The sequence below is a fragment of the Pseudarthrobacter sp. TRD_SC_9 genome, assembly GCF_055361265.1.
This window is the reverse complement of sequence record NZ_CM143956.1, coordinates 284254-302728: the sequence shown is the minus strand read 5'-3', so window position 1 is coordinate 302728 and position 18475 is coordinate 284254. Positions and strand designations below refer to the sequence as shown.

Annotated in this window: 16 protein-coding genes; 8 read left to right on the top strand and 8 right to left on the bottom strand. The window is 62.8% G+C overall.

The annotated features are described in order from the left end of the window. The first annotated feature begins 15 nt into the window (after window positions 1–15). The gene (gene pgm / locus ACWA13_RS01385) at window positions 16–1689 is read left to right on the top strand and encodes a phosphoglucomutase (alpha-D-glucose-1,6-bisphosphate-dependent) (protein ID WP_463936271.1); all 1674 of its coding nucleotides are present in this window, start codon (window positions 16–18) and stop codon (window positions 1687–1689) included. Between the two features lie 236 nt (window positions 1690–1925). Here the strand turns inward: pgm and ACWA13_RS01380 are convergent, their stop codons facing one another. Next, window positions 1926–2531: a malonic semialdehyde reductase gene (locus tag ACWA13_RS01380; protein ID WP_463936269.1), complete on the bottom strand. Its 606-nt coding sequence runs from the start codon at window positions 2529–2531 to the stop codon at window positions 1926–1928. Between the two features lie 204 nt (window positions 2532–2735). Here ACWA13_RS01380 and ACWA13_RS01375 point away from each other — a divergent pair, with 204 nt between their 5' ends. The 3 genes from ACWA13_RS01375 to ACWA13_RS01365 all read left to right on the top strand — a co-directional run bounded on the left by ACWA13_RS01375 (window position 2736) and on the right by ACWA13_RS01365 (window position 7066). Continuing rightward, window positions 2736–4100 (top strand): uracil-xanthine permease family protein, encoded by a 1365-nt coding sequence (locus tag ACWA13_RS01375; protein ID WP_463936267.1) that lies wholly within the window; start codon window positions 2736–2738, stop codon window positions 4098–4100. Window positions 4101–4174: 74 nt separating this feature from the next. Next, window positions 4175–5284, top strand: a complete 1110-nt coding sequence (locus ACWA13_RS01370) for a VanZ family protein (protein ID WP_463936265.1) — start codon at window positions 4175–4177, stop codon at window positions 5282–5284. Between the two features lie 276 nt (window positions 5285–5560). Continuing rightward, window positions 5561–7066 (top strand): amino acid permease, encoded by a 1506-nt coding sequence (locus tag ACWA13_RS01365; protein ID WP_463936264.1) that lies wholly within the window; start codon window positions 5561–5563, stop codon window positions 7064–7066. On the opposite strand, the gene ACWA13_RS01360 is transcribed toward ACWA13_RS01365, so the two are convergent. Continuing rightward, window positions 7063–7995: a LysR family transcriptional regulator gene (locus ACWA13_RS01360; protein WP_463936262.1), complete on the bottom strand. Its 933-nt coding sequence runs from the start codon at window positions 7993–7995 to the stop codon at window positions 7063–7065. The two genes, ACWA13_RS01365 and ACWA13_RS01360, sit on opposite strands and share 4 nt — an antisense overlap. 51 nt (window positions 7996–8046) lie before the next feature. Here ACWA13_RS01360 and ACWA13_RS01355 point away from each other — a divergent pair, with 51 nt between their 5' ends. Both ACWA13_RS01355 and ACWA13_RS01350 read left to right on the top strand, forming a co-directional pair. Next, window positions 8047–9414 carry a glucarate dehydratase family protein gene (locus tag ACWA13_RS01355; protein WP_463936260.1) on the top strand — a complete coding sequence of 456 codons (1368 nt, stop codon included), beginning with the start codon at window positions 8047–8049 and terminating at the stop codon, window positions 9412–9414. Next, complete coding sequence (locus tag ACWA13_RS01350) at window positions 9408–10454, top strand: 2-hydroxyacid dehydrogenase (protein ID WP_463936258.1); 1047 nt, start codon at window positions 9408–9410, stop codon at window positions 10452–10454. The genes ACWA13_RS01355 and ACWA13_RS01350 overlap by 7 nt, the downstream gene beginning before the upstream one ends. Here the strand turns inward: ACWA13_RS01350 and ACWA13_RS01345 are convergent. Genes ACWA13_RS01345 through ACWA13_RS01320 form a run of 6 tightly spaced genes read right to left on the bottom strand, consistent with a single transcriptional unit; the run spans window position 10433 to window position 16800 of the window. Further along, window positions 10433–11155, bottom strand: coding sequence for a sulfite exporter TauE/SafE family protein (locus ACWA13_RS01345; protein ID WP_463936256.1), 723 nt, complete (start codon window positions 11153–11155; stop codon window positions 10433–10435). The genes ACWA13_RS01350 and ACWA13_RS01345 overlap by 22 nt on opposite strands. Beyond that, window positions 11152–12177 carry an ABC transporter ATP-binding protein gene (locus tag ACWA13_RS01340; protein ID WP_463936254.1) on the bottom strand — a complete coding sequence of 342 codons (1026 nt, stop codon included), beginning with the start codon at window positions 12175–12177 and terminating at the stop codon, window positions 11152–11154. Before ACWA13_RS01340 ends, ACWA13_RS01345 begins: the two co-directional genes overlap by 4 nt. Then, window positions 12170–13291 (bottom strand): ABC transporter ATP-binding protein, encoded by a 1122-nt coding sequence (locus ACWA13_RS01335; RefSeq protein ID WP_463936252.1) that lies wholly within the window; start codon window positions 13289–13291, stop codon window positions 12170–12172. Before ACWA13_RS01335 ends, ACWA13_RS01340 begins: the two co-directional genes overlap by 8 nt. After that, on the bottom strand, window positions 13288–14277 hold the full coding sequence (locus tag ACWA13_RS01330) for an ABC transporter permease (protein WP_463936250.1): 990 nt from the start codon (window positions 14275–14277) through the stop codon (window positions 13288–13290). Before ACWA13_RS01330 ends, ACWA13_RS01335 begins: the two co-directional genes overlap by 4 nt. A gap of 8 nt (window positions 14278–14285) precedes the next feature. Continuing rightward, window positions 14286–15215, bottom strand: coding sequence for an ABC transporter permease (locus ACWA13_RS01325; protein ID WP_463936248.1), 930 nt, complete (start codon window positions 15213–15215; stop codon window positions 14286–14288). Between the two features lie 28 nt (window positions 15216–15243). After that, complete coding sequence (locus ACWA13_RS01320) at window positions 15244–16800, bottom strand: ABC transporter substrate-binding protein (RefSeq protein WP_463936246.1); 1557 nt, start codon at window positions 16798–16800, stop codon at window positions 15244–15246. Between the two features lie 298 nt (window positions 16801–17098). On the opposite strand from ACWA13_RS01320, the gene ACWA13_RS01315 reads away from it, so the two are divergent. After that, window positions 17099–18049 (top strand): 2-hydroxyacid dehydrogenase, encoded by a 951-nt coding sequence (locus ACWA13_RS01315; RefSeq protein ID WP_463936244.1) that lies wholly within the window; start codon window positions 17099–17101, stop codon window positions 18047–18049. Next, the gene (locus ACWA13_RS01310; protein ID WP_463936242.1) at window positions 18046–18438 is read left to right on the top strand and encodes a universal stress protein; all 393 of its coding nucleotides are present in this window, start codon (window positions 18046–18048) and stop codon (window positions 18436–18438) included. Before ACWA13_RS01315 ends, ACWA13_RS01310 begins: the two co-directional genes overlap by 4 nt. Window positions 18439–18475 lie beyond the last annotated feature (37 nt).

Sequence of the window (18475 nt, the reverse complement as noted above, 5' to 3'; positions counted from 1 at the left end):
TGGCATGCTGGTTCAATGGCTAGCCGAGCGGGCACAGTTGCCCAACCCCAGGACCTTGTTGACATCACGGCTCTTCTTGACGCGTACTATGACGTCAGCCCTGACCTATCCGATCCCGGCCAGCGGGTGGTTTTCGGAACCTCCGGGCACCGCGGATCCAGCCTGAAGGCATCGTTCAACGAAAAGCACATCCTCGCGATCACCCAGGCGATTGTGGAATACCGGGCCGGGCAGGGCATCACCGGGCCGCTGTTCCTGGCCAAGGACACCCATGCGCTCAGCGAGCCCGCGCAGAACTCCGCCCTGGAGGTCCTCGCGGCCAACAACGTCCAGGTGCTCATCGACGCCCGGCACGGCTACACGCCCACGCCGGCCCTGAGCCACGCCATTCTCAGCTACAACAACAAGGCAGCCGCAGGAGCCCCGCAGGCTGACGGCATTGTGGTTACACCCAGCCACAACCCGCCCGGCGACGGCGGCTTCAAGTACAACCCGCCGCACGGTGGCCCCGCCGATTCTGACGCCACCGGCTGGATCGCCAACCGCGCCAACGAACTCCTGGAAAACGACCTCCGCGGTGTGAAGCGGGTTCCGGTTGCCGAGGCCCTGAACGCGGACAGCACCGGCAAGTTCGATTTCCTCAGCGGCTATGTGGATGACCTGCCGTCCGTACTAGACCTGGATGCCATCCGCGACGCCGGAGTACGGATCGGTGCCGATCCCATGGGCGGCGCCGCTGTGGATTACTGGGGCGAGATTGGCGAGCGCCACCACCTCAACCTGACGGTGGTCAACCCGGCTGTGGATCCGCAGTGGGCGTTCATGACCCTGGACTGGGACGAAAAAATCCGTATGGACTGCTCGTCACCGTCAGCGATGGCCTCACTGATCAACCGGATGGCTGCTTCGCCGGACGGACAGTCGGCGTTCGACATCGCCACAGGTAACGACGCCGACGCGGACCGCCACGGCATCGTCACTCCCGTTGTTGATGGAGTGGGCGGGCTGATGAACCCGAACCACTACCTGGCCGTAGCCATCGACTACCTCTACCGGAACCGCAGCGGCTGGAACCCGGCGTCCGTCGTCGGCAAGACCCTGGTCTCCTCCTCGATGATCGACCGCGTGGCCGAAAGCCTGGGCCGCAAGCTCGTTGAAGTGCCTGTCGGTTTCAAGTGGTTCGTCCCCGGGCTGCTCTCCGGCGAAGGCGCATTCGGCGGAGAGGAATCCGCTGGCGCCTCCTTCAACAAGAAAGACGGCAGCGTCTGGACCACCGACAAGGACGGCATCCTGCTTGCCCTGCTGGCCTCGGAAATCACCGCTGTCACCGGCAAGTCGCCGTCCCAGCTGTACAAGGGCCTCACCGACCAGTTCGGCGCACCCGTCTACGCCCGGATCGACGCCGCCGCGACGCGGGAGCAGAAGTCGGCACTCGGCAAGCTGTCGGCGTCGGATGTCACTGCCACTGAGCTGGCGGGCGAGGCGATCCTGGCCAAACTGACGGAAGCACCGGGCAACGGCGCGGCGATCGGCGGACTCAAGGTGGTGACGGAGAACGCCTGGTTCGCGGCCCGGCCTTCCGGCACAGAGGACGTCTACAAGATCTACGCCGAGTCCTTCAAGGGCGAGGAGCACCTCAAGCAGGTGCAGGCGGAAGCCAAGGCCCTCGTGGACGGCGTGATCGGCTGACCGTTGTGAAGAATTTGTGGAAGACGTGGGCCATACCCATCATCACGATTCTTTTCGTGATTGTATTTGCTGTGCTGTACTTCAACGGGCTTTTAGGTAACACCCCAGTTCCCTAGCAAGTAGCGGACACGCGCAAAATACCTGACGACACACGAATGCGCTGGGCCCCGGTATATCTATGGGAGCGCCAGCGCATTTGCGCGTCGCAGAGGATTATCCGCAACGAAAACCGAGAGTCAGACGGTACGCACAACGTCCTCGTAGGCGAACTTGGGCTTGGCCTCACCGAAGGCGTCCGGGCCCGGCTGGCCGATGTTGACCACGAGGAAGCTCTTCTGCTCGCCCTCCGGGAAGAAGGCTGCGTCGATGGCGGAGAAGTCCGCGCCGGTCATGGGGCCGGCGGCAAAGCCCAGCGAGCGCACGGCGAGGATGAAGTAGCCGGCCTGCAGGTGGGCGTTGTTGTTGCCGGTCTGGGCGGCAAAGTCGGGGGCGGCGTCGTACATGGCCTTGGGCGCGTTGTAGCCGGGGAGGAAGGTGTCCCACTGTTCGGTCCAGGCGGTGTCGTAACTGAGGATGGCGACCAGTGGAGCGGCAGCGGTCTTGGCCTTGTTGCCGGACATCATGGCGTCAACCAGCTTGGCCCGGGCTTCCTCAGACCGCACGTAAGTGATGCGCAGCGGCTGGGAGTTGAACGCGGTGGGGCCGAACTTGGTGAGCTCGTAGATGGCACGGGCCTGGTCCTCGGTCACCTCGCCAGTGAAGGAGCTGGCGGTGCGGGCCTGGGCAAAGATTGCGTCTACGGCGGCGGAATCGATGATGGCTTCTTCGTGGGCAATGGTCATTGAGGGTCCCTTTCGTGGGGCCAAATATCGGGCTGGCCGGATGATTCGCTGTCCCCGGCTTCAACTGGGTATCACCGCCGCCACTTCCCTTCCGCGCAGTGAGCTTCCCCACACGCCACAGCATCAGGCCCTGTGGCGGTAAAGTTGCAGCGAACCTGAAGCCCTCCGGCTGCACTCCCCCACATTTTTGAAAGGCCTCCGCCCATGAGCATGCTCGGAACCAACTGGAAGCTGCACGGCAACGGCAAATCCATCCGGCCTGGTCACGTGGTGGCCCCCAATGAACGCCTTTCCTGGCCGCTGACCATCGGCGTCGGCATGCAGCACGTGGTCGCGATGTTCGGCGCGACGTTCCTGGTCCCTATCATCACCGGCATGCCGCCAGCCACCACACTGCTGTTCTCCGGCATCGGCACCCTGCTGTTCCTGGTGATCACCCGCGGCCGGGTGCCCAGCTACCTCGGTTCCAGCTTCGCGTTCATCGCACCCATCGCAGCGTCCCAGCAGCAGTACGGCGTTGCCGGTGCGCTGGGCGGAGTGGTGCTTGCCGGCGTCGTGCTGGCCCTGATTGGTGCGGTGGTCCATAAGTTCGGCGCGGGCTGGATCAACCGGCTGATGCCGCCGATCGTTACCGGTGCCATCGTGGCGCTGATCGGGCTCAACCTGGCACCGGCGGCAAAGAACAATTTTGACGCCGCCCCCGTCACCGCCTTGGTCACGCTGGCCACGATCATCCTGGTGAGCGTCCTGTTCCGGGGAATCCTGGGCCGGCTGAGCATCCTGGTGGGCGTGGTGGTGGGCTACGTCGTGGCCATGCTGCGCGGTGAAGTCAGCTACGAAAAGATGGATGCCGCCGCGTGGATCGGGCTGCCGCACTTTCAGACGCCGGAATTCCACCTTGGCGTGGTGGGCCTGTTCGTGCCGGTGGTGCTGGTGCTGGTGGCTGAGAACATCGGACATGTGAAGTCGGTCGCGGCGATGACCGGTCAGAACCTCGACGACGTCTCCGGGCGCGCGCTGATGGCAGACGGCGCCGCCACCGTACTCGCAGGCTTCGGCGGCGGCTCCGGGACCACCACGTACGCGGAAAATATCGGCGTCATGGCCGCTACAAAGGTCTATTCGACGGCGGCCTACTGGGTTGCGGGCGTCTTCGCCATCCTGCTGAGCTTCTCGCCCAAGTTCGGTGAACTGATTGCCACCGTTCCCGCCGGCGTCCTGGGCGGCGCGGCCACCATGCTGTACGGCATGATCGGCATCCTGGGTGTGAAGATCTGGGTGCAGAACAAGGTCAACTTCGCCAACCCGATCAACCTCACGACGGCGGCAGTCGCCTTGATCATCGGCATCGCAGACTACACGTGGACCATGGGAGAGCTGACGTTCACTGGAATCGCCTTGGGTTCCGCGGCCGCCCTGGTGATCTATCACGGCATGAAGGCCATTGCGCGCTGGCGCGGCACCGTCGCCGAGCCGGAAACCGAAGCGGAATCTGGAACCAAGGGCCGTCCGCCTGCGGTCACGTCGGCCGTAAACGCGGCGGCCAAGCGGGCCGGGAAGAAGCGCTAACAGCAGGCCGGCCGCTGTTTCGTCCCCGTTAGGATGAACCTGTTTGGAGTGCGGCAATAGTCTGGGGGGGAGCTGTGGGCGAGTGGGTCTGGCCGGCGTACGTAGGCGTCATCGGCGGAGCGATGCTCTTCATGGCGTTTATGGTGCCGATCGTTGCCATCCAGTACCGGATGTACGGCCGATTCACCCTGCTTCGTTTCCTCGGCGCCGCAGGTCTCAGCATCTACGGGGTAGGGCTGGTTGCCTACACCCTGCTCCCGTTACCTGACCCGGCCTCATTGCTGTGCCCGCCGGGCGGCAGTGTGTTCCAAGGCGTTCCTTTCGCCTTTGTCGCGGACATCCGGCGGGAAACGGCGGGACTGGGTGTCACCGGCACACTGACCAGCCACGCCACCTTGCAGGTGGCGTTCAACGTCATCTTGTTTATTCCTTGGGGTGTCATTGCCCGGCGGTTCCTGTCATGGGGCATGCCGGTTTCAGTGCTCTCCGGCGCTGCTGCGTCCTTGGTGATCGAACTGACGCAGTACACCGGGCTGTGGGGCCTCTACGACTGCGCCTACCGGGTGGGCGACGTGGACGACCTCATGACCAACACCCTCGGGGCGTTGATTGGCGCAGTGCTCGCACCATTCCTGCTCTGGTTCATGCCTCAGCGGAAAGAACTCCTCGTCACCCGGCGCGAGAGCCGGCCGGTCACAGTGTGGCGGCGGTGGCTGGGTATGGTGATCGATTACGCTGCGCTCAGCCTGCTGGGATTCACGTTTGTGGTGCTGTACCGCATAGCGCTGATCGTCTTGGGCATGGAGCTTCCCGCCCCAGAGGATCCAGCCACGCAGGTCCTCGCCCTCCTGGTTCCCGGGTTCCTGGTGTTCTACCTGCCCGCTTTCTTTGCACCCGGAGCATCCTTGGGCCAGCGTGCGGTGTGGCTGACGCCCGAGTGGCAGGCGGGCACACCAGCCCGGCGGCTCCTCCGGGCAAGCGCCACTGGAGGTCTTTACACGCTGCTTGCGTTCCTCGCCGCGGTGCTCCCGCTGCCCGTCCTCGATACCCTCTCCGGGCTGGTGCTGTTTACCGCATTCGTGGCCGTTCCCTTGACCAGGAAGCGCGGACTCTCGGGGGTGGCCAGCGGTGCGCAGATGGTTGATGCCCGTGCGGTACCGGAACCGGCCAGGTCACAGGCTTAGTCCGGAACGAATTCCCAGCATACGCCAGCGATACTTGCAACAAAGTCACTTGAGCATCAGCCCTGCTGTTGCTCACCCCGCGTCGTTCCATCCCAACGACGAGCGTTTTTGGCGAATGTGGCCTGCGTCTCATGCGACGCCGACTGCGTGCTAACTTGATCACCGCGCATGGTCCGGACGGGCGCTCCCCGAGTACCCTGAAGGCCAAATCCGGCATCAGCCAAACCGATTCCTTGCGCCCGATTTTGCCCGACGTACCAACCTCACGGAGGATCCATGAGCGCCGCCCCGCAAGAAGCCGACCTGACCGGCAGCACGGCACATCCGCAGGAACCGGGTCTCCGGCGGTCCATGGAGGCCCGCCACCTGGTGATGATCGGACTCGGTGGCGTGATCGGTTCGGGCCTGTTCGTCAGCTCCGGATACACGATCTCCCAGGCAGGTCCGCTCGGCGCGGTGATCGCCTACCTGATCGGCGCCGTCGTGGTTTACCTGGTCATGTCCTGCCTCAGCGAGCTGGCCATCGCCTATCCCGTGTCGGGCGCGTTCCACATCTACGCTGCCCGTTCAATTGGCCCGGCCACCGGCTTCACCACGGCGTGGCTTTACTGGCTCACTTGGGCGGTTGCACTGGGCTCGGAATTCACGGCCGCCGGCCTGCTGATGCAGCGCTGGTTCCCGGACGTTCCCGTCTGGATCTGGTGCCTGCTCTTTGCCTCGGTGCTGTTCGGGATGAACGCCATTTCCTCCCGCGTCTTCGGCGAAAGCGAATTCTGGTTCGCCATGATCAAGGTCGCCGCCGTCGTCGGCCTGATCATTTTGGGCGGCGCTGCCCTGCTTGGCTTCCATCCGATGGCGGAGGGCAACTACCCCCACCTGTTTGAGAACTTCACCACCAGCGAGGGGCTCTTCCCGAACGGGTTCACCGGCGTGCTGGTCACGGTGTTGGTGGTGTTCTTTGCCTTCTCCGGATCCGAGCTGATCGGTGTGGCCGCCGGCGAGACTACCGATCCGGCGAAGAATATCCCCAAGGCCATGAGGACCACCGTCCTGCGCCTGGTGATCTTCTTCATCGGCGCCATCACGGTGATCGCCGCCACCATCCCCTACGAGCAGGCCGGACTCGATGAGAGCCCCTTCGTGACGGTTTTCGCCACCATCGGTGTCCCGTATGCCGCGGACATCATGAACTTCGTCGTCATCACGGCACTGCTCTCCGCCGGCAACAGCGGCCTGTACTCCTGCGCGAGGATGCTCTTCTCACTTTCCAGCGAGGGGCACGCGCCCAAAGCGTTCCGCAAGCTCACCAAGCGCGGCATCCCCATGCTCGCTTTGGTGGTCAGCATCCTTGGCGGCCTGGCATCACTGATCAGCAGCGTGGTGGCACCCACCACCGTGTACCTGATACTCACGTCTGTGGCAGGTTTCGCCACCGTGGCCGTGTGGATGTCCATTGTGGCGTCGCACTTCTTCCACCGCCGCGCCTTCGTCCGCAATGGCGGGGACCTCTCCGCCCTCCCCTACAAGGCGCCACTGTTCCCGCTGGTCCCGATCCTGGCCTTTGTGGCCTGCCTTGGCTCGATGATCGGCATCGGCTTCGATCCCACCCAGGCCCCGGCGCTGTACTTCGGCGCTCTCTTCACCATCGCCTGCTACGTACTCTTCCACTTCAAGTACGGCAAGGGGAGGCGTGACCGGACGCCGGAAGCCCTGCCGGCCGCAGAGGCGTCCTACCGGGAGAAAGCAGCGTCAGGCGAAGAAGCAGAGAAGGTCCCGGTCTAGCGGCCACCGGATTCCTGCGTTGCCACTTCGATCAATTCAAGCAGTCTCAGCACGGCTGGATTGGCTGTCTCCTCATTCCATGCCAACTCCAGGTCTGCCCGGTTCAGTTCCCGGATGCCGTGCCGCCCGTCGATCTCATAAAAGTCGACGCCCTGTGGAGCAAAGGCCATGGCGGAGGCGGGCACCAGCGTTACACCGAGGCCGGCCTGCACGAATGCGAGGAGAGCCGGGACCTGGCTTGCGTACTGCGTGATATTTGCGTGGGCACCCGCGCTGGCGAACAGCCGCAATACGAGGTCATGAAAGTAGCGGGCCTCCTTGGTGGAATACATCAGCAGCGGCCGCCTGTCCAGGGACCCCAAGGGCAGGGGCTCGCCCGGGGCCACTCCGGTGTTGCCGAGCATCGAACTGCCTTCCGGCAGTGCCACCACCAGCCGATCCTGCATCAGGGGCCTGGACACCACGCCGGGCCGGGCCACGATTGGCCGGAGCAGGCCAATATCAACTGTCCCCTTTACGAGCCCGTCCATCTGATCCGTTGAAACGAGCTCACGAAGGACGAAAGACACTCCAGGCATACCCTCCGCCGCCTTCCGCAGCATCATCGGAAGGGCACTTTGCCCGGCAATGGCTGTGTAACCCACGGTGATGACTCCTGCCTGGCCGGCCGAGACCCTGCGCACATCCAGATCTGTCTTGATGCACATGTCCAGGATCTGCCTGGCCCGGGGCAGCAGCGTTGCGCCGGCGGCTGTGAGCTCCACCTTGCGGCTGGTCCGGCTGAAGAGCAGAGCGTCGAGTTTCTTCTCCAGGATCTGGATTTGGCGGCTCAAGGGTGGTTGCGTCATGTTGAGCCGTTCAGCGGCGGCACCGAAATGCAGTTCCTCAGCAACCGCCACAAAGGCCTCCAACTGGAGTAGTGAAAACATTCATACCTTTACTGGATAGTTGAGTGCACAAAATGGCTTGGACGTGCATGGATGGCTTCCCCTATGGTCGGTGATCAGGACCACTTCCGCAAGGCCGACCACCAGGAGTACACCGCCGTGACGAATGAAGATATTCCAGCCCCCCACCTTAACCAGGCCAGGATCACCGCTGTTTCGATCACCCCCGTGGCCTTCAAGGACCCACCGCTCCTGAATACTGTGGGCGTACACGAGCCCTTCGCCCTACGGGCCATCATTGAAGTCAGGACGGATGCAGGGGTATCAGGTTTCGGTGAAACCTATGGTGACGCGGGCCATATCGGCCGGCTGAGGCTCGCCGCGGCAGCTCTGCCCGGTACGGACATCTTCAACATCAACCAGTTGCGAAGCCACGTTGCGGAGTCGCTGCGGGAGGACGTAACCCAGGGCGGTCACGGCATGAGCGGAATGGTCACCGGCTCAAGCACCGTCGACCGCGTCCTGTCCGCCTTTGACGTTGCAGCCCTGGACGTCCAAGGCAAACTCTTGGGCAGACCCGTCAGCGATCTCCTGGGCGGAGCAATCCGTGACGCAGTGCCGTTTAGCGGTTATCTGTTCTACAAGTGGGCCGGGCACCCGGGGCAGGAGGATGACTCCTGGGGTGAAGCGTTGGACCCGGAAGGTATCGTGCGGCAGGCCCGTACCATGGTGGACCGCTACGGTTTTACGGCGCTGAAACTGAAGGCCGGTGTTTTCCCGCCGGAACAGGAAATAGCAGCCATTCAAGCCCTACGGAACGAATTCCCCGCTATGCCGCTGCGGATTGATCCGAACGCAGCCTGGACCGTGGAGACATCCATCCGGGTGGGAAAGGAGTTGGATGGGGTCTTGGAGTATCTCGAGGATCCCACTCCCGGCATCGAAGGCATGGCGGCTGTGCGCCGGGCAGTAGGGATGCCGCTGGCAACCAACATGTGCATCGTCAGCTTCGCAGACGTGGCCCCTGCCCTGGAGGCCGGCGCTGTGGATGTCATCCTCTCAGATCACCATTTCTGGGGTGGCCTGCGGAGGAGCCAGTTACTTGCAGGCGTCGCCGAAACATTTGGCCTGGGGCTTTCCATGCACTCAAATTCCCACCTGGGGATCAGCCTTGCCGCAATGGTTCATCTCGCATCAGCCACCCCGAACCTGGCCTACGCGTGTGACACCCATTGGCCATGGAAGGATCCCACTGAGGACGTGATCTTCGCCGGTACGCTCTCCATTAAGGACGGCTCCGTTGGAGTGCCTGCCGGCCCGGGCCTCGGCGTCGAGGTGGACCACGATGCCCTGGAGCGCCTGCACCGCCAGTATCTGGACTGCGGCGTTCGGGAGCGCGATGACACCGGCTACATGAAACGGGTGCACCCGTCCTACGAGTTGCAGAGTCCCCGGTGGTAGCGGCGCCCCCGGCTGATGACCGTGACGCGGAATCACTCAGGATCGTTGTCACGGACGCTATCATCAGCCGGTTTGAAGAGAATCTGCGGACCGACGGCGGCACGCACCACTGGGAGATGGCCGCGGACTGGACTGCCCGGCGCCGGCTGGAAGCGCTGGCGGCCGCCGACGTCGTCGTTTGCTCTTCCCTCAGCGCTGTGGAAGCCGAGGCTGCGTCCAAAGCCCGCCTGGTCCACGTTACCGGGGCAGGCTACGACAAGATCTGCCTGCAGGGCCTCGCGCCGGAAACTGAGGTTGCGAATACCTTTCACCACGCCCGGCCCATTGCGGAGCATGTCCTCATGGTCACCCTGATGCTGTCACGGAACGTGGCCACAGCTGACAGCGCGGTACGGCGCGGGCAGTGGCGCACCATCGCCACCGCTGCCGATGTACCTTTCCATCCCGTCCTCACGGACCTGACAATGGGACTGGTGGGCCTGGGCACTATCGGGGCGGAGACTGCCCGGGTGGCGGGAGCGCTGGGGATGAAGGTGCAGGCCGTACGGCGAAATCCCCTGGCGCCTCTCCCTGCCGGATTACACCTGGACTGGATCGGGGGGGAAAGCGAACTCCACCACCTGCTGTCAACGTCCGACGTCGTTGTGGTGACGGTCCCGCTGACTGCAGGGACGGAAGGGATGATCGGGACAGCAGAACTGTCAGCGATGAAGACCACTGCACTGCTGATCAACGTAGCCCGCGGCCCGGTAGTCGATCAGTTTGCCCTGTTCAGCGCTTTAAAGGAGCAGCGGATTGCCGGTGCTGGTATCGACGTCTGGTGGGGCTCTCCAGAAGGTGATGCGGCCCCATCATCCGTTCTGCCGTTTGCTTCACTCCAAAACACCGTCCTTACCCCACATCACTCGGGCCATGCCCGGGTGACCTTCGAACGCCGGGCAGCCGATATCGCCGCCAACGTGGCCCGGCTTGCCCGGGGCATGAAGCTGATGAATGTAGTGGGCCGCCCGGGTTCCGATCAGGAAAATATAGTCAGCTGAATAATCAGCAAAGCACTACCCAGCGCCGAGGCCGCGAGGGCAAGCGCCTTCAGCCGTCCTGCCGTAAGGTACCGGTTGGCATAACGGGAAGCGACGTAGCCGGCCAGAACGGCCGGGACCATCGACAGGGCAAGTACCAGTAGCTCTGCTGTTACCGCTCCGGCTATCCAAAGCATCACCATTGAAATGAATGAGCCGACCATAAAGAAGGCGCTCATGGTTCCCCTCAACTTGGGGCCGTTGTGCCGCTGCCACATCAGGGCCATAGGTGGGCCGCCAATTGAAGTGGCCGTCCCCATGATGCCCGAAGCCGCCCCCGCAACCACGAGGTTCAACGGCACAGGCCGGGGCGCCCAGCCGAGGCGGGCCAGCAGCAGGCCCGTCAGTACAACAACGACAACCACCCAGGCGAGCCCCTCTTTGGAGACCGCAGCCACCAGCCAGGCGCCGAGGAAGCTGCCCGGAATCCGGCCTGCCAACGCCCAGCCCGTGCCGCGCAGGTCAAGACTTTGACGCTCCCGCACCGTTACAAGAACGGTCACGAGCAAGGCAAGGAGTATCAACGTAGCGGGCAGCATTTCCGGTTTCACCATGGCGATCACCGGCGCGGCGAGCATTCCCATGCCGAAGCCGCTGGACGCCTGCAGGCACGCGGCCAGGAAGATCACGCCCGCAATGACCGCATACTCGCTGCCCGTCACAAGGCCGTGGCAGTGGCGCCGGTAAGGCCCTTGATCGAACTGAGCGGAAAGTGGCATTCGGCGCCGTGCCGCCTGCCGTCAGAGGCTGTGACGACGTGTGGTTCCGGCGCGATGGTGGCGCAGATGTCCTGGGCCTGCCAGCACCGGGTGCGGAAGCGGCAGCCGGATGGCGGGTCCAGCGGTGAGGGGAGTTCGCCTTTGAGGACGATCCTGTCCCGCCTTACCCCGCTGACATCGAGTTTGGGCGACGCTGACATCAGGGCTGCTGTGTATGGGTGGCGGGGATGGTCAAAGACCTCCTCAGTCTCCCCTGTCTCGATGATCCTGCCCAGGTACATCACAGCCACCCTGTCCGCCACATGCCGTACCACTGTCAGATCGTGAGAGATAAAAATGTAGGAAACATTCAGCTCCCTTTGCAGCTCGTTGAGCAGGTTGAGCACCTGCGCCTGGACCGAAAGGTCCAAGGCGGAAACGGGTTCATCGAGGATGATCACATCCGGATTCAGTGCCAGGGCCCGTGCTATGCCGATCCGCTGGCGTTGACCGCCGGAGAACTCCTGCGGTGACTTTCGGGCGTCGGATGGGCGTAGTCCCACCATGTGCAGCAGTTCGCGGACACGGGCTTCCCGTTCCCGGGACGTCGGATAAAGGCTGCGGTGGGTGGCCCAGGGCTCAGCAATGATGTCGCCTGCGTTCATGCGGGCGTTGAGGGAGGCGAAAGGATCCTGGAAGACCATCTGCACCCGCCGCCGCCAGTTCAACAGTTCCTTGCCGCGAAGCCCGAACGGGTTTGTCCCCTCAAAGGTGACAGTGCCGTCGTCGGGCGTTTCCAGCATCATCAGTGTGCGCGCGAGGGTGGATTTGCCGCAGCCGGATTCGCCCACCAACCCGAGGGTTTCACCCCGGCCCACCGTGAGGCTGATGCCGTCCAGCGCTTTAAGCCTCGTGTTACCGCTGGCACTTCTGGCCACGTGGAAGGTTTTGGAGAGGCCGTCGATCTTCAGGAGCGGCTCAGACATTGGTGATCTCCTCGCTGAAATGGCAGGCGGCGGCCCGAGTGGGCCGCCCGTCACTCCCGGGAGGAACACTCGCGGGAATGCTGGTCTTGGATGCGCCCTTGCCCAGTCCAACGACTGGACGCAGCACTGGCCGCTCAGCCCTGCAAATTTCCCGCGCCATGGGGCAGCGGGACTGGTACACGCAGCCGGCGGGAATGTCGTGAAGTTCGGGCGGGCTGCCCGGAATGGACTTCAGCTGGGCGCCACGTTCCAAATGCACGGGCACCGATTCAAGGAGCCCTTTGGTGTAGGGGTGGCGGGGATCCGCGAACACTTCCGCCACCGGCCCGCTTTCCACGACGTTTCCTGCGTACATTACAGCCACAGAATCTGCCTCCTCGGCCACCACCGCAAGGTCATGGGTGATGAGGATGACAGCCATCTGGCCCTCCTCACGGAGCGTCCTCAGGAGCTGCATTATCTGGGCCTGAACGGTGACGTCCAGGGCAGTGGTGGGCTCATCGGCGATCAAAAGACGGGGGTTGAGCGCTACCGCCATTGCAATGAGGATTCGCTGGCGCATGCCACCGGAAAACTGGTGGGGATAAGAATTGATCCGGGACTCCGGTTCTGGAATCCCCACACGTTTCATCAGGTCAATGGCTTCTGCCCGTGCCTGTTTGGCGTTGAGGCCGCGGTGGATCCGGAAGGCCTCGCCCAGCTGGGTACCGACCGTATAGACCGGGTTCAAAGCTGTCAGGGCGTCCTGGAAGACAATGCCCAGCTCAGGGCCGGCAAACTTTAGCCGCTGCTTGGGACTGAGGGCAGCCAGGTCTGTCCCGTTGAGGACGATCTTTCCGCCGGCCAGGTCGCAGACGGGGTCCATAATGCCTGCCAACGCCTTCGCCGTCATGGATTTGCCACAGCCCGACTCTCCAAGCAACGCCAGCGTCTCGCCGGCACGGGCCTCAAAACCTACGCTGTTCACGGCACGAACCGTCCCCCGGTGGGTTCGGATATCGACCGCCAGGTCGCGGACCGTGAGGACCACGTCATGGGCTTTCGTTCGCAGGTGCGCTGCCCCTGCGTCGGTACGGGAACTTGCAGTGGGTGCTTGTTCGGCAGCTGCTTTCACGGCTGTGCCTCCTTGACTGGAATGCGGGCAATGAGCCGCTTACGGGGAAGGGCAAGCCGCCAGCGCTGGGCAGGGTCCGTGGCGATACGGAGCCAGGCGGCGAGGACATTGGCAGCAATGGTGGTGATCACAATGGCGACACCAGGGAAGATTGACAGCCACCAGGCCGTCTGGAGGTACTGCCTTCCCTGGGACACCATCAGGCCCCAGCTGACATCCGGTGGCTGGATGCCGATGCCCAGGAAGCTCAATGATGACTCTGCAAGCATGACGTAGCAGAACTCAAGAGTGGCCAGCGTCAACAGGGTGGGCAGCACCACAGGGATGACGTGCCGGAAGATGATCGCATTGGGTTTCGCGCCGAATGTACGGGCAGCATCCACGAACGTCCTGCTCTGCAGCTCGGACGACTCCGCCCGCGCAGTACGCAAGTAGATGGGTATGCGGGTAAGTGCCAGGATCAAAACGATGTTCGCGGCGCTGGGGCTGAACACGTAGAGGACCACGACGGCCAGCAGAAGCGACGGGAAGCTCATGATGACGTCCGCGATGCGCATGGATACGTTCTCCCGCCAGCCGCGGTGGTACCCGGCCCAGACGCCCCACAAGGAACCTATGAGCAGCGCAACTGCTACAGCGGGCAATGCCACCGAAAGGGTGGTCCGGCTGGCGACCACCAGCCGCGCAAGCATACTGCGGCCCAGCGAATCGCTGCCCAGAAAGTACTCCCAGCCATGCGCCAGCGTGAACGGAGCCTTGTTTGCGAACAGCAGGTTCTGTTTGGTGGCGAGATCACCGACCACAGCGGGCCCGATGAGGGCGGTCATGCCGACGAGGATCAGGACCAAGGCAGAAGCAGTAGCAAAGCGATCCTTGAGCAGGAGCCGAAAGAGGCTGAGCTTTCCGTCTTTATTGTCGTCCTTCCCCTCAGCGCCGGCTGCAGGCTTCTGCTCCGGAAGCACGTCTTCAGTGAATGAACTTTTCATAACTGCTCCTAAGCCTTGGCAGTGACGGGCCGGACACGCGCATCCAGCAGGGCATAGCCCATGTCGATGAGGATGTTCAGGGCGAAAATCGCGACGGCGGTGAGTAGCACTGCCGCCTGCAGGACTGCAAAGTCCCGCTGCAGGATCGAATCGATCATGAGTTTGCCGATGCCTGGCCAACCAAAGATGGTCTCCACCACGACAGCGCCGTTGACCAGGCCCACAGTCAGGTCGCCGGCAACAGTCAGGGCCGGGGCAGCCGCGTTGCGCAGGGCATGGTGCGTCACGACCCGAAACTCCCCTGCCCCGCGGCTGCGGGCAAGTTTTATGTAGGGCTCCGACAGTGCCGAGACCATGGAACCCCGAACAATCTGAACCAGCACGCCGAAAGGCCGCAGAAGAAGTGTGGCGATGGGCAGCACCCAGGCACCGGCTCCCGACACACCTGATGTCGGAAGCCAGCCCAAGGTGATGGCAAAGACCCAGATTCCAACGATCGCCAGCCAGAAGTCCGGGATTGAAGCTGCAGCCATGGAGACAAAACTTGAGATCCGGTCGGCGATGCCATTGGGCTTCAGTGCCGCCCAACAACCAACCACCAGGGCCAGCAGCACGGCCAGGACCATGGTAATGGCCGCCAGCTGGAGGGTCGCCGGAAAGGCACGCAGCGCCATGGCAGCCGCATCCTGCCCGGTGCGCAGCGACTGCCCGAAGTCGAGCTGAAGCACTCCACCAAAGTAATCTGCCATCTGGACCAACAATGGCTGGTCCAGCCCATTACGTGCCGTAAAGTCATCACGCATCTGTTGGGTGGCGTTCAGCGGCAGGTACAGGCTGGCCGGGTTACCCGTCATTCTGGCGAGTGCGAACACGCCGACAATCACGACCACCAGCGGCAGGGCGCTGGAGACAATGCGCTTTCTCAAGTAGATCAGCATGGCTGTCCTTCTTTCCGGGAGGTCCCGGCTAGTTTGCCGGCGTCATTTCCGAAACACGCAGCTCATCACCTGTTGATGAGTTGGGTGAGTAGTTGACGGACTTGGACTTGCCAAGAATGCCGGTCTGGTGGGAAATGTGCGCAAACTGAGTGATCTTCTCGTTCTGGTAGGCGAAGATCTCCTCGAACTTGCTCTTGCGGTCATCACCCGAGGCAGCGTCCGCTTCCTTGATCATCGCGTCAAATTCAGGGGTGCCGAAGTAGCTCTGTGCTCCATTCGAGAACATGTACTGGTCCACCGTGAACGCTGCGTCGCCAGCCTGGTTGCCATGCTGGGTCATCATCGCGACCGCGCCTTCATCCTCAGCGAACGGACGGACCTGGTAGGTCAGGTGCTGGCTCGTTTCGAGCATTTTCAACTTCACATTCAGTCCTGCCTGGCTGAGCTGCTCTTGGAGGACCTGGCCGAGTTCGGTGATCTTAGGGAACTGAGCGCTACGGACTACCAGGGAGATCTGTGCGGAGGTGTCCACGCCATCGGCTTTGGCTTCAGCGACGAGGGACTTCGCTTGGTCGAGATCGAAGGCCCAGCCCTTCAGCTCGGAGTTGTGGCCCACAATGCCCTCCGGAACCAGCTGGGCGGCTACCTCGTGCTTGCCCTGGTAAAGGGAGTTGACAATGCCCTCCTTGTCGATGGCGAAGTTGATGGCCTGGCGGATTCGGATGTCATTGAGCGGTGCCTCATTGGCATCAAGCCGCAGCGCGACAGTCTCGTTGTTGGGGAAGTCCACTCCGAGGTCACCGATATTGTCGTCAGGGCTCAGGCTCATGGCCAGATCTGCTTCGCCGCTGGTGATCATCGCCGCACGAACCGAGCTCTCGGAGCGCCACTGGTATTCGGCCTTGGCGTAGGCCGGCTTGTCTCCCCAATAACCGTCCCAACTCGACAAGGTGATCTTCTGGCCCGCGTCCCACTTTTCAATCTTGTATGGACCGGTACCGATCGGCTCCCTGACCTTCTCAGTTGTGCTGGTAGACGTTGGCACGACTTCCAGGAAGGAAAGGCGCAGCGGGAGGATGGGATCCGGTTCGGGCGAGGTGACAGTCAGGGACGTTGCATCAGCCACCTTCACCACAAGGTCGGCATCTCCAAAAACGTAGCCCTCCACGTTGCAGCCGAGCTTTGAGTTGACTGCCCTTTCGATGGTGAAGGCGGCGGCCTCAGCGTTGAACGGAGTGCCGTCCTGAAAGGTCACACCTTCGCGCAAGGTGATCGTCCACTCGTTGTCACCGGTGGCCTTCCATTCGGTGGCAAGCTTTGGCTCAAGCTCGCCAGTCTGGGGGTTGCGTTCGATCAAGGGCTCAGTAACGTTCGATCGCACCACTACGCCGGTGGAAGTCAGGTTGGATTCGCAGGCCTCAAGGGTAGGCGGTTCCTGGGCCAGGACGACCCGAACAGTATCGGAAGCCGCTGTTCCGGCCTCGGAATTGGCGACGGAACAGCCACTCAATCCCAGCACCGCTACGGATGCCAGGGCGGGCCACTTGAACACAGCAGCTGGGAAGGGGAGTTTTGAAGAAGACATCGTTGGGTTCCTCCGAAATTGATACATACGGCAGCGGGTTGTTCTTGTGCTAAAACATCGGATGCTTTCGCGCGGCGCTGGACTCAAGCTAGATGAGGTGTGAGCCGCCCCACAAGGATGTTGCGGCGGTGAACCCCCTCATACGAACCCGCTGTTCGTGGATCCAAAAGGGCAGGCGGGTGGAAAGGCTTCCGGATTCCGCGTGATTCCGGGGCTCCCGCCAATTGATACCGTTAGGGCATTGATCAATGTCATTTACGTGTTGGACCTGCATCCATGTGAAACCTAGTGTGCAGATATGAAGAACATCGCTGTCCTGCAGGTTGGGCCCCTCATGCCACTCGTCCAGGATTCGCTCCTGAGCGATTACCGCGCGCTGAGGCTTCCCGATTCCGAGAGCGAACGGGAGGAGTTCCTGCGGTTGAACGCGCACTCCGTCGAAATCGCAGTGACGTCCGGGAAAGTGGGCGTCGGGACGGACCTGATGCGCTCCCTTCCTAACCTGCGCGCTGTCATCAATTTCGGCGTCGGCTATGACACCACGGACGCAGCTCAGGCCGCCGAGCGCGGTATTGCTGTGAGCAATACCCCCGATGTCCTCAATGACTGCGTGGCTGATACCGCCATCGCCCTCTACCTGGACGTGCTGCGCCGGGTTAGCGCCGCGGACCGCTTCCTTCGCCGCGGTGACTGGCTAAGTAAAGGCAATTTTCCCTTGGCCACCAAAGCAAGTGGCAAGAGGGTGGGAATCTTGGGCTTGGGCAGGATCGGCCGCGTGATCGGGAAGAGGCTGGAAGGCTTCGACTGTGACATCAGCTACCACAGCCGCAATCAGGTGGACGGAGTCAGCTACCGGTATGCCTCTTCCGCCCGGGAACTTGCCATGGGATGCGATGTCCTCATTGTTGCCGCTGCGGGAGGTGCGGATTCGGTCCGGCTGGTGGATGCGGACGTCATCGAGGCCCTAGGCCCTGAAGGGTTTCTGATTAATGTTGCCCGCGGCTCAGTGGTTGACGAGGAAGCGCTGGTTGCGGCGTTGTTGGCCGGGCGACTGGCGGGAGCGGGCCTGGATGTCTTCGCCGACGAGCCGAAGGTACCGGAGGATCTACTCACACTGGACAACGTGGTCCTCTTGCCCCATCTGGGCAGTGGGACCCACGAGACGAGGGCAGCAATGGCCGATCTCGCACTTGCGAACCTACGCTCTTTCGTGCTCACGGGTTCCGTTCTGACAGCGGTGCAGGCATGAGCATTGCCGTGGGATATGTAGCCACCGAGGAGGGACGCGCCGCCTTGAGTGCCGCCATTGCAGAGGCTGCCTTGCGCCAGACTTCCCTGCAGATCCTGGGCCCCACAGTGGCCGCTGGTTCTTCAGAGACGGACCTGGATATACAGGCAGCCCTGGCCGCAGCAGCCGCGACAGGAGTGCAGGCCTCACTGCTCTCTGGCGAGGGCATAGACGCCGCAGATTGGATGATCGACGCCTCCTACGAGGAGGATGTCGAGCTGATCGTCATCGGCGTCCGGCGCCGGTCCCCCGTAGGAAAGCTTTTTCTCGGCAGCACCGCCCAGCGCGTCATTCTCGAAGCGGGTTGCCCTGTAACAGCGGTAAAGGCCGACGTCGGTCCACGTGTCTGACACACCCGCCTCGCCCGGACCCAACGCCAGTTCGCGC

Coding starts and splice junctions, on each gene's coding strand:
- pgm (WP_463936271.1), top strand. CDS start 16: ATGGCTAGCCGAGCGGGCACAGTTGCCCAACCCCAGGACCTTGTTGAC.
- ACWA13_RS01310 (WP_463936242.1), top strand. CDS start 18,046: ATGAGCATTGCCGTGGGATATGTAGCCACCGAGGAGGGACGCGCCGCC.
- ACWA13_RS01375 (WP_463936267.1), top strand. CDS start 2,736: ATGAGCATGCTCGGAACCAACTGGAAGCTGCACGGCAACGGCAAATCC.
- ACWA13_RS01340 (WP_463936254.1), bottom strand. CDS start 12,177: ATGTCTGAGCCGCTCCTGAAGATCGACGGCCTCTCCAAAACCTTCCAC.
- ACWA13_RS01360 (WP_463936262.1), bottom strand. CDS start 7,995: ATGTTTTCACTACTCCAGTTGGAGGCCTTTGTGGCGGTTGCTGAGGAA.
- ACWA13_RS01380 (WP_463936269.1), bottom strand. CDS start 2,531: ATGACCATTGCCCACGAAGAAGCCATCATCGATTCCGCCGCCGTAGAC.
- ACWA13_RS01330 (WP_463936250.1), bottom strand. CDS start 14,277: ATGAAAAGTTCATTCACTGAAGACGTGCTTCCGGAGCAGAAGCCTGCA.
- ACWA13_RS01320 (WP_463936246.1), bottom strand. CDS start 16,800: ATGTCTTCTTCAAAACTCCCCTTCCCAGCTGCTGTGTTCAAGTGGCCC.
- ACWA13_RS01365 (WP_463936264.1), top strand. CDS start 5,561: ATGAGCGCCGCCCCGCAAGAAGCCGACCTGACCGGCAGCACGGCACAT.
- ACWA13_RS01355 (WP_463936260.1), top strand. CDS start 8,047: ATGGCTTCCCCTATGGTCGGTGATCAGGACCACTTCCGCAAGGCCGAC.
- ACWA13_RS01325 (WP_463936248.1), bottom strand. CDS start 15,215: ATGCTGATCTACTTGAGAAAGCGCATTGTCTCCAGCGCCCTGCCGCTG.
- ACWA13_RS01315 (WP_463936244.1), top strand. CDS start 17,099: ATGAAGAACATCGCTGTCCTGCAGGTTGGGCCCCTCATGCCACTCGTC.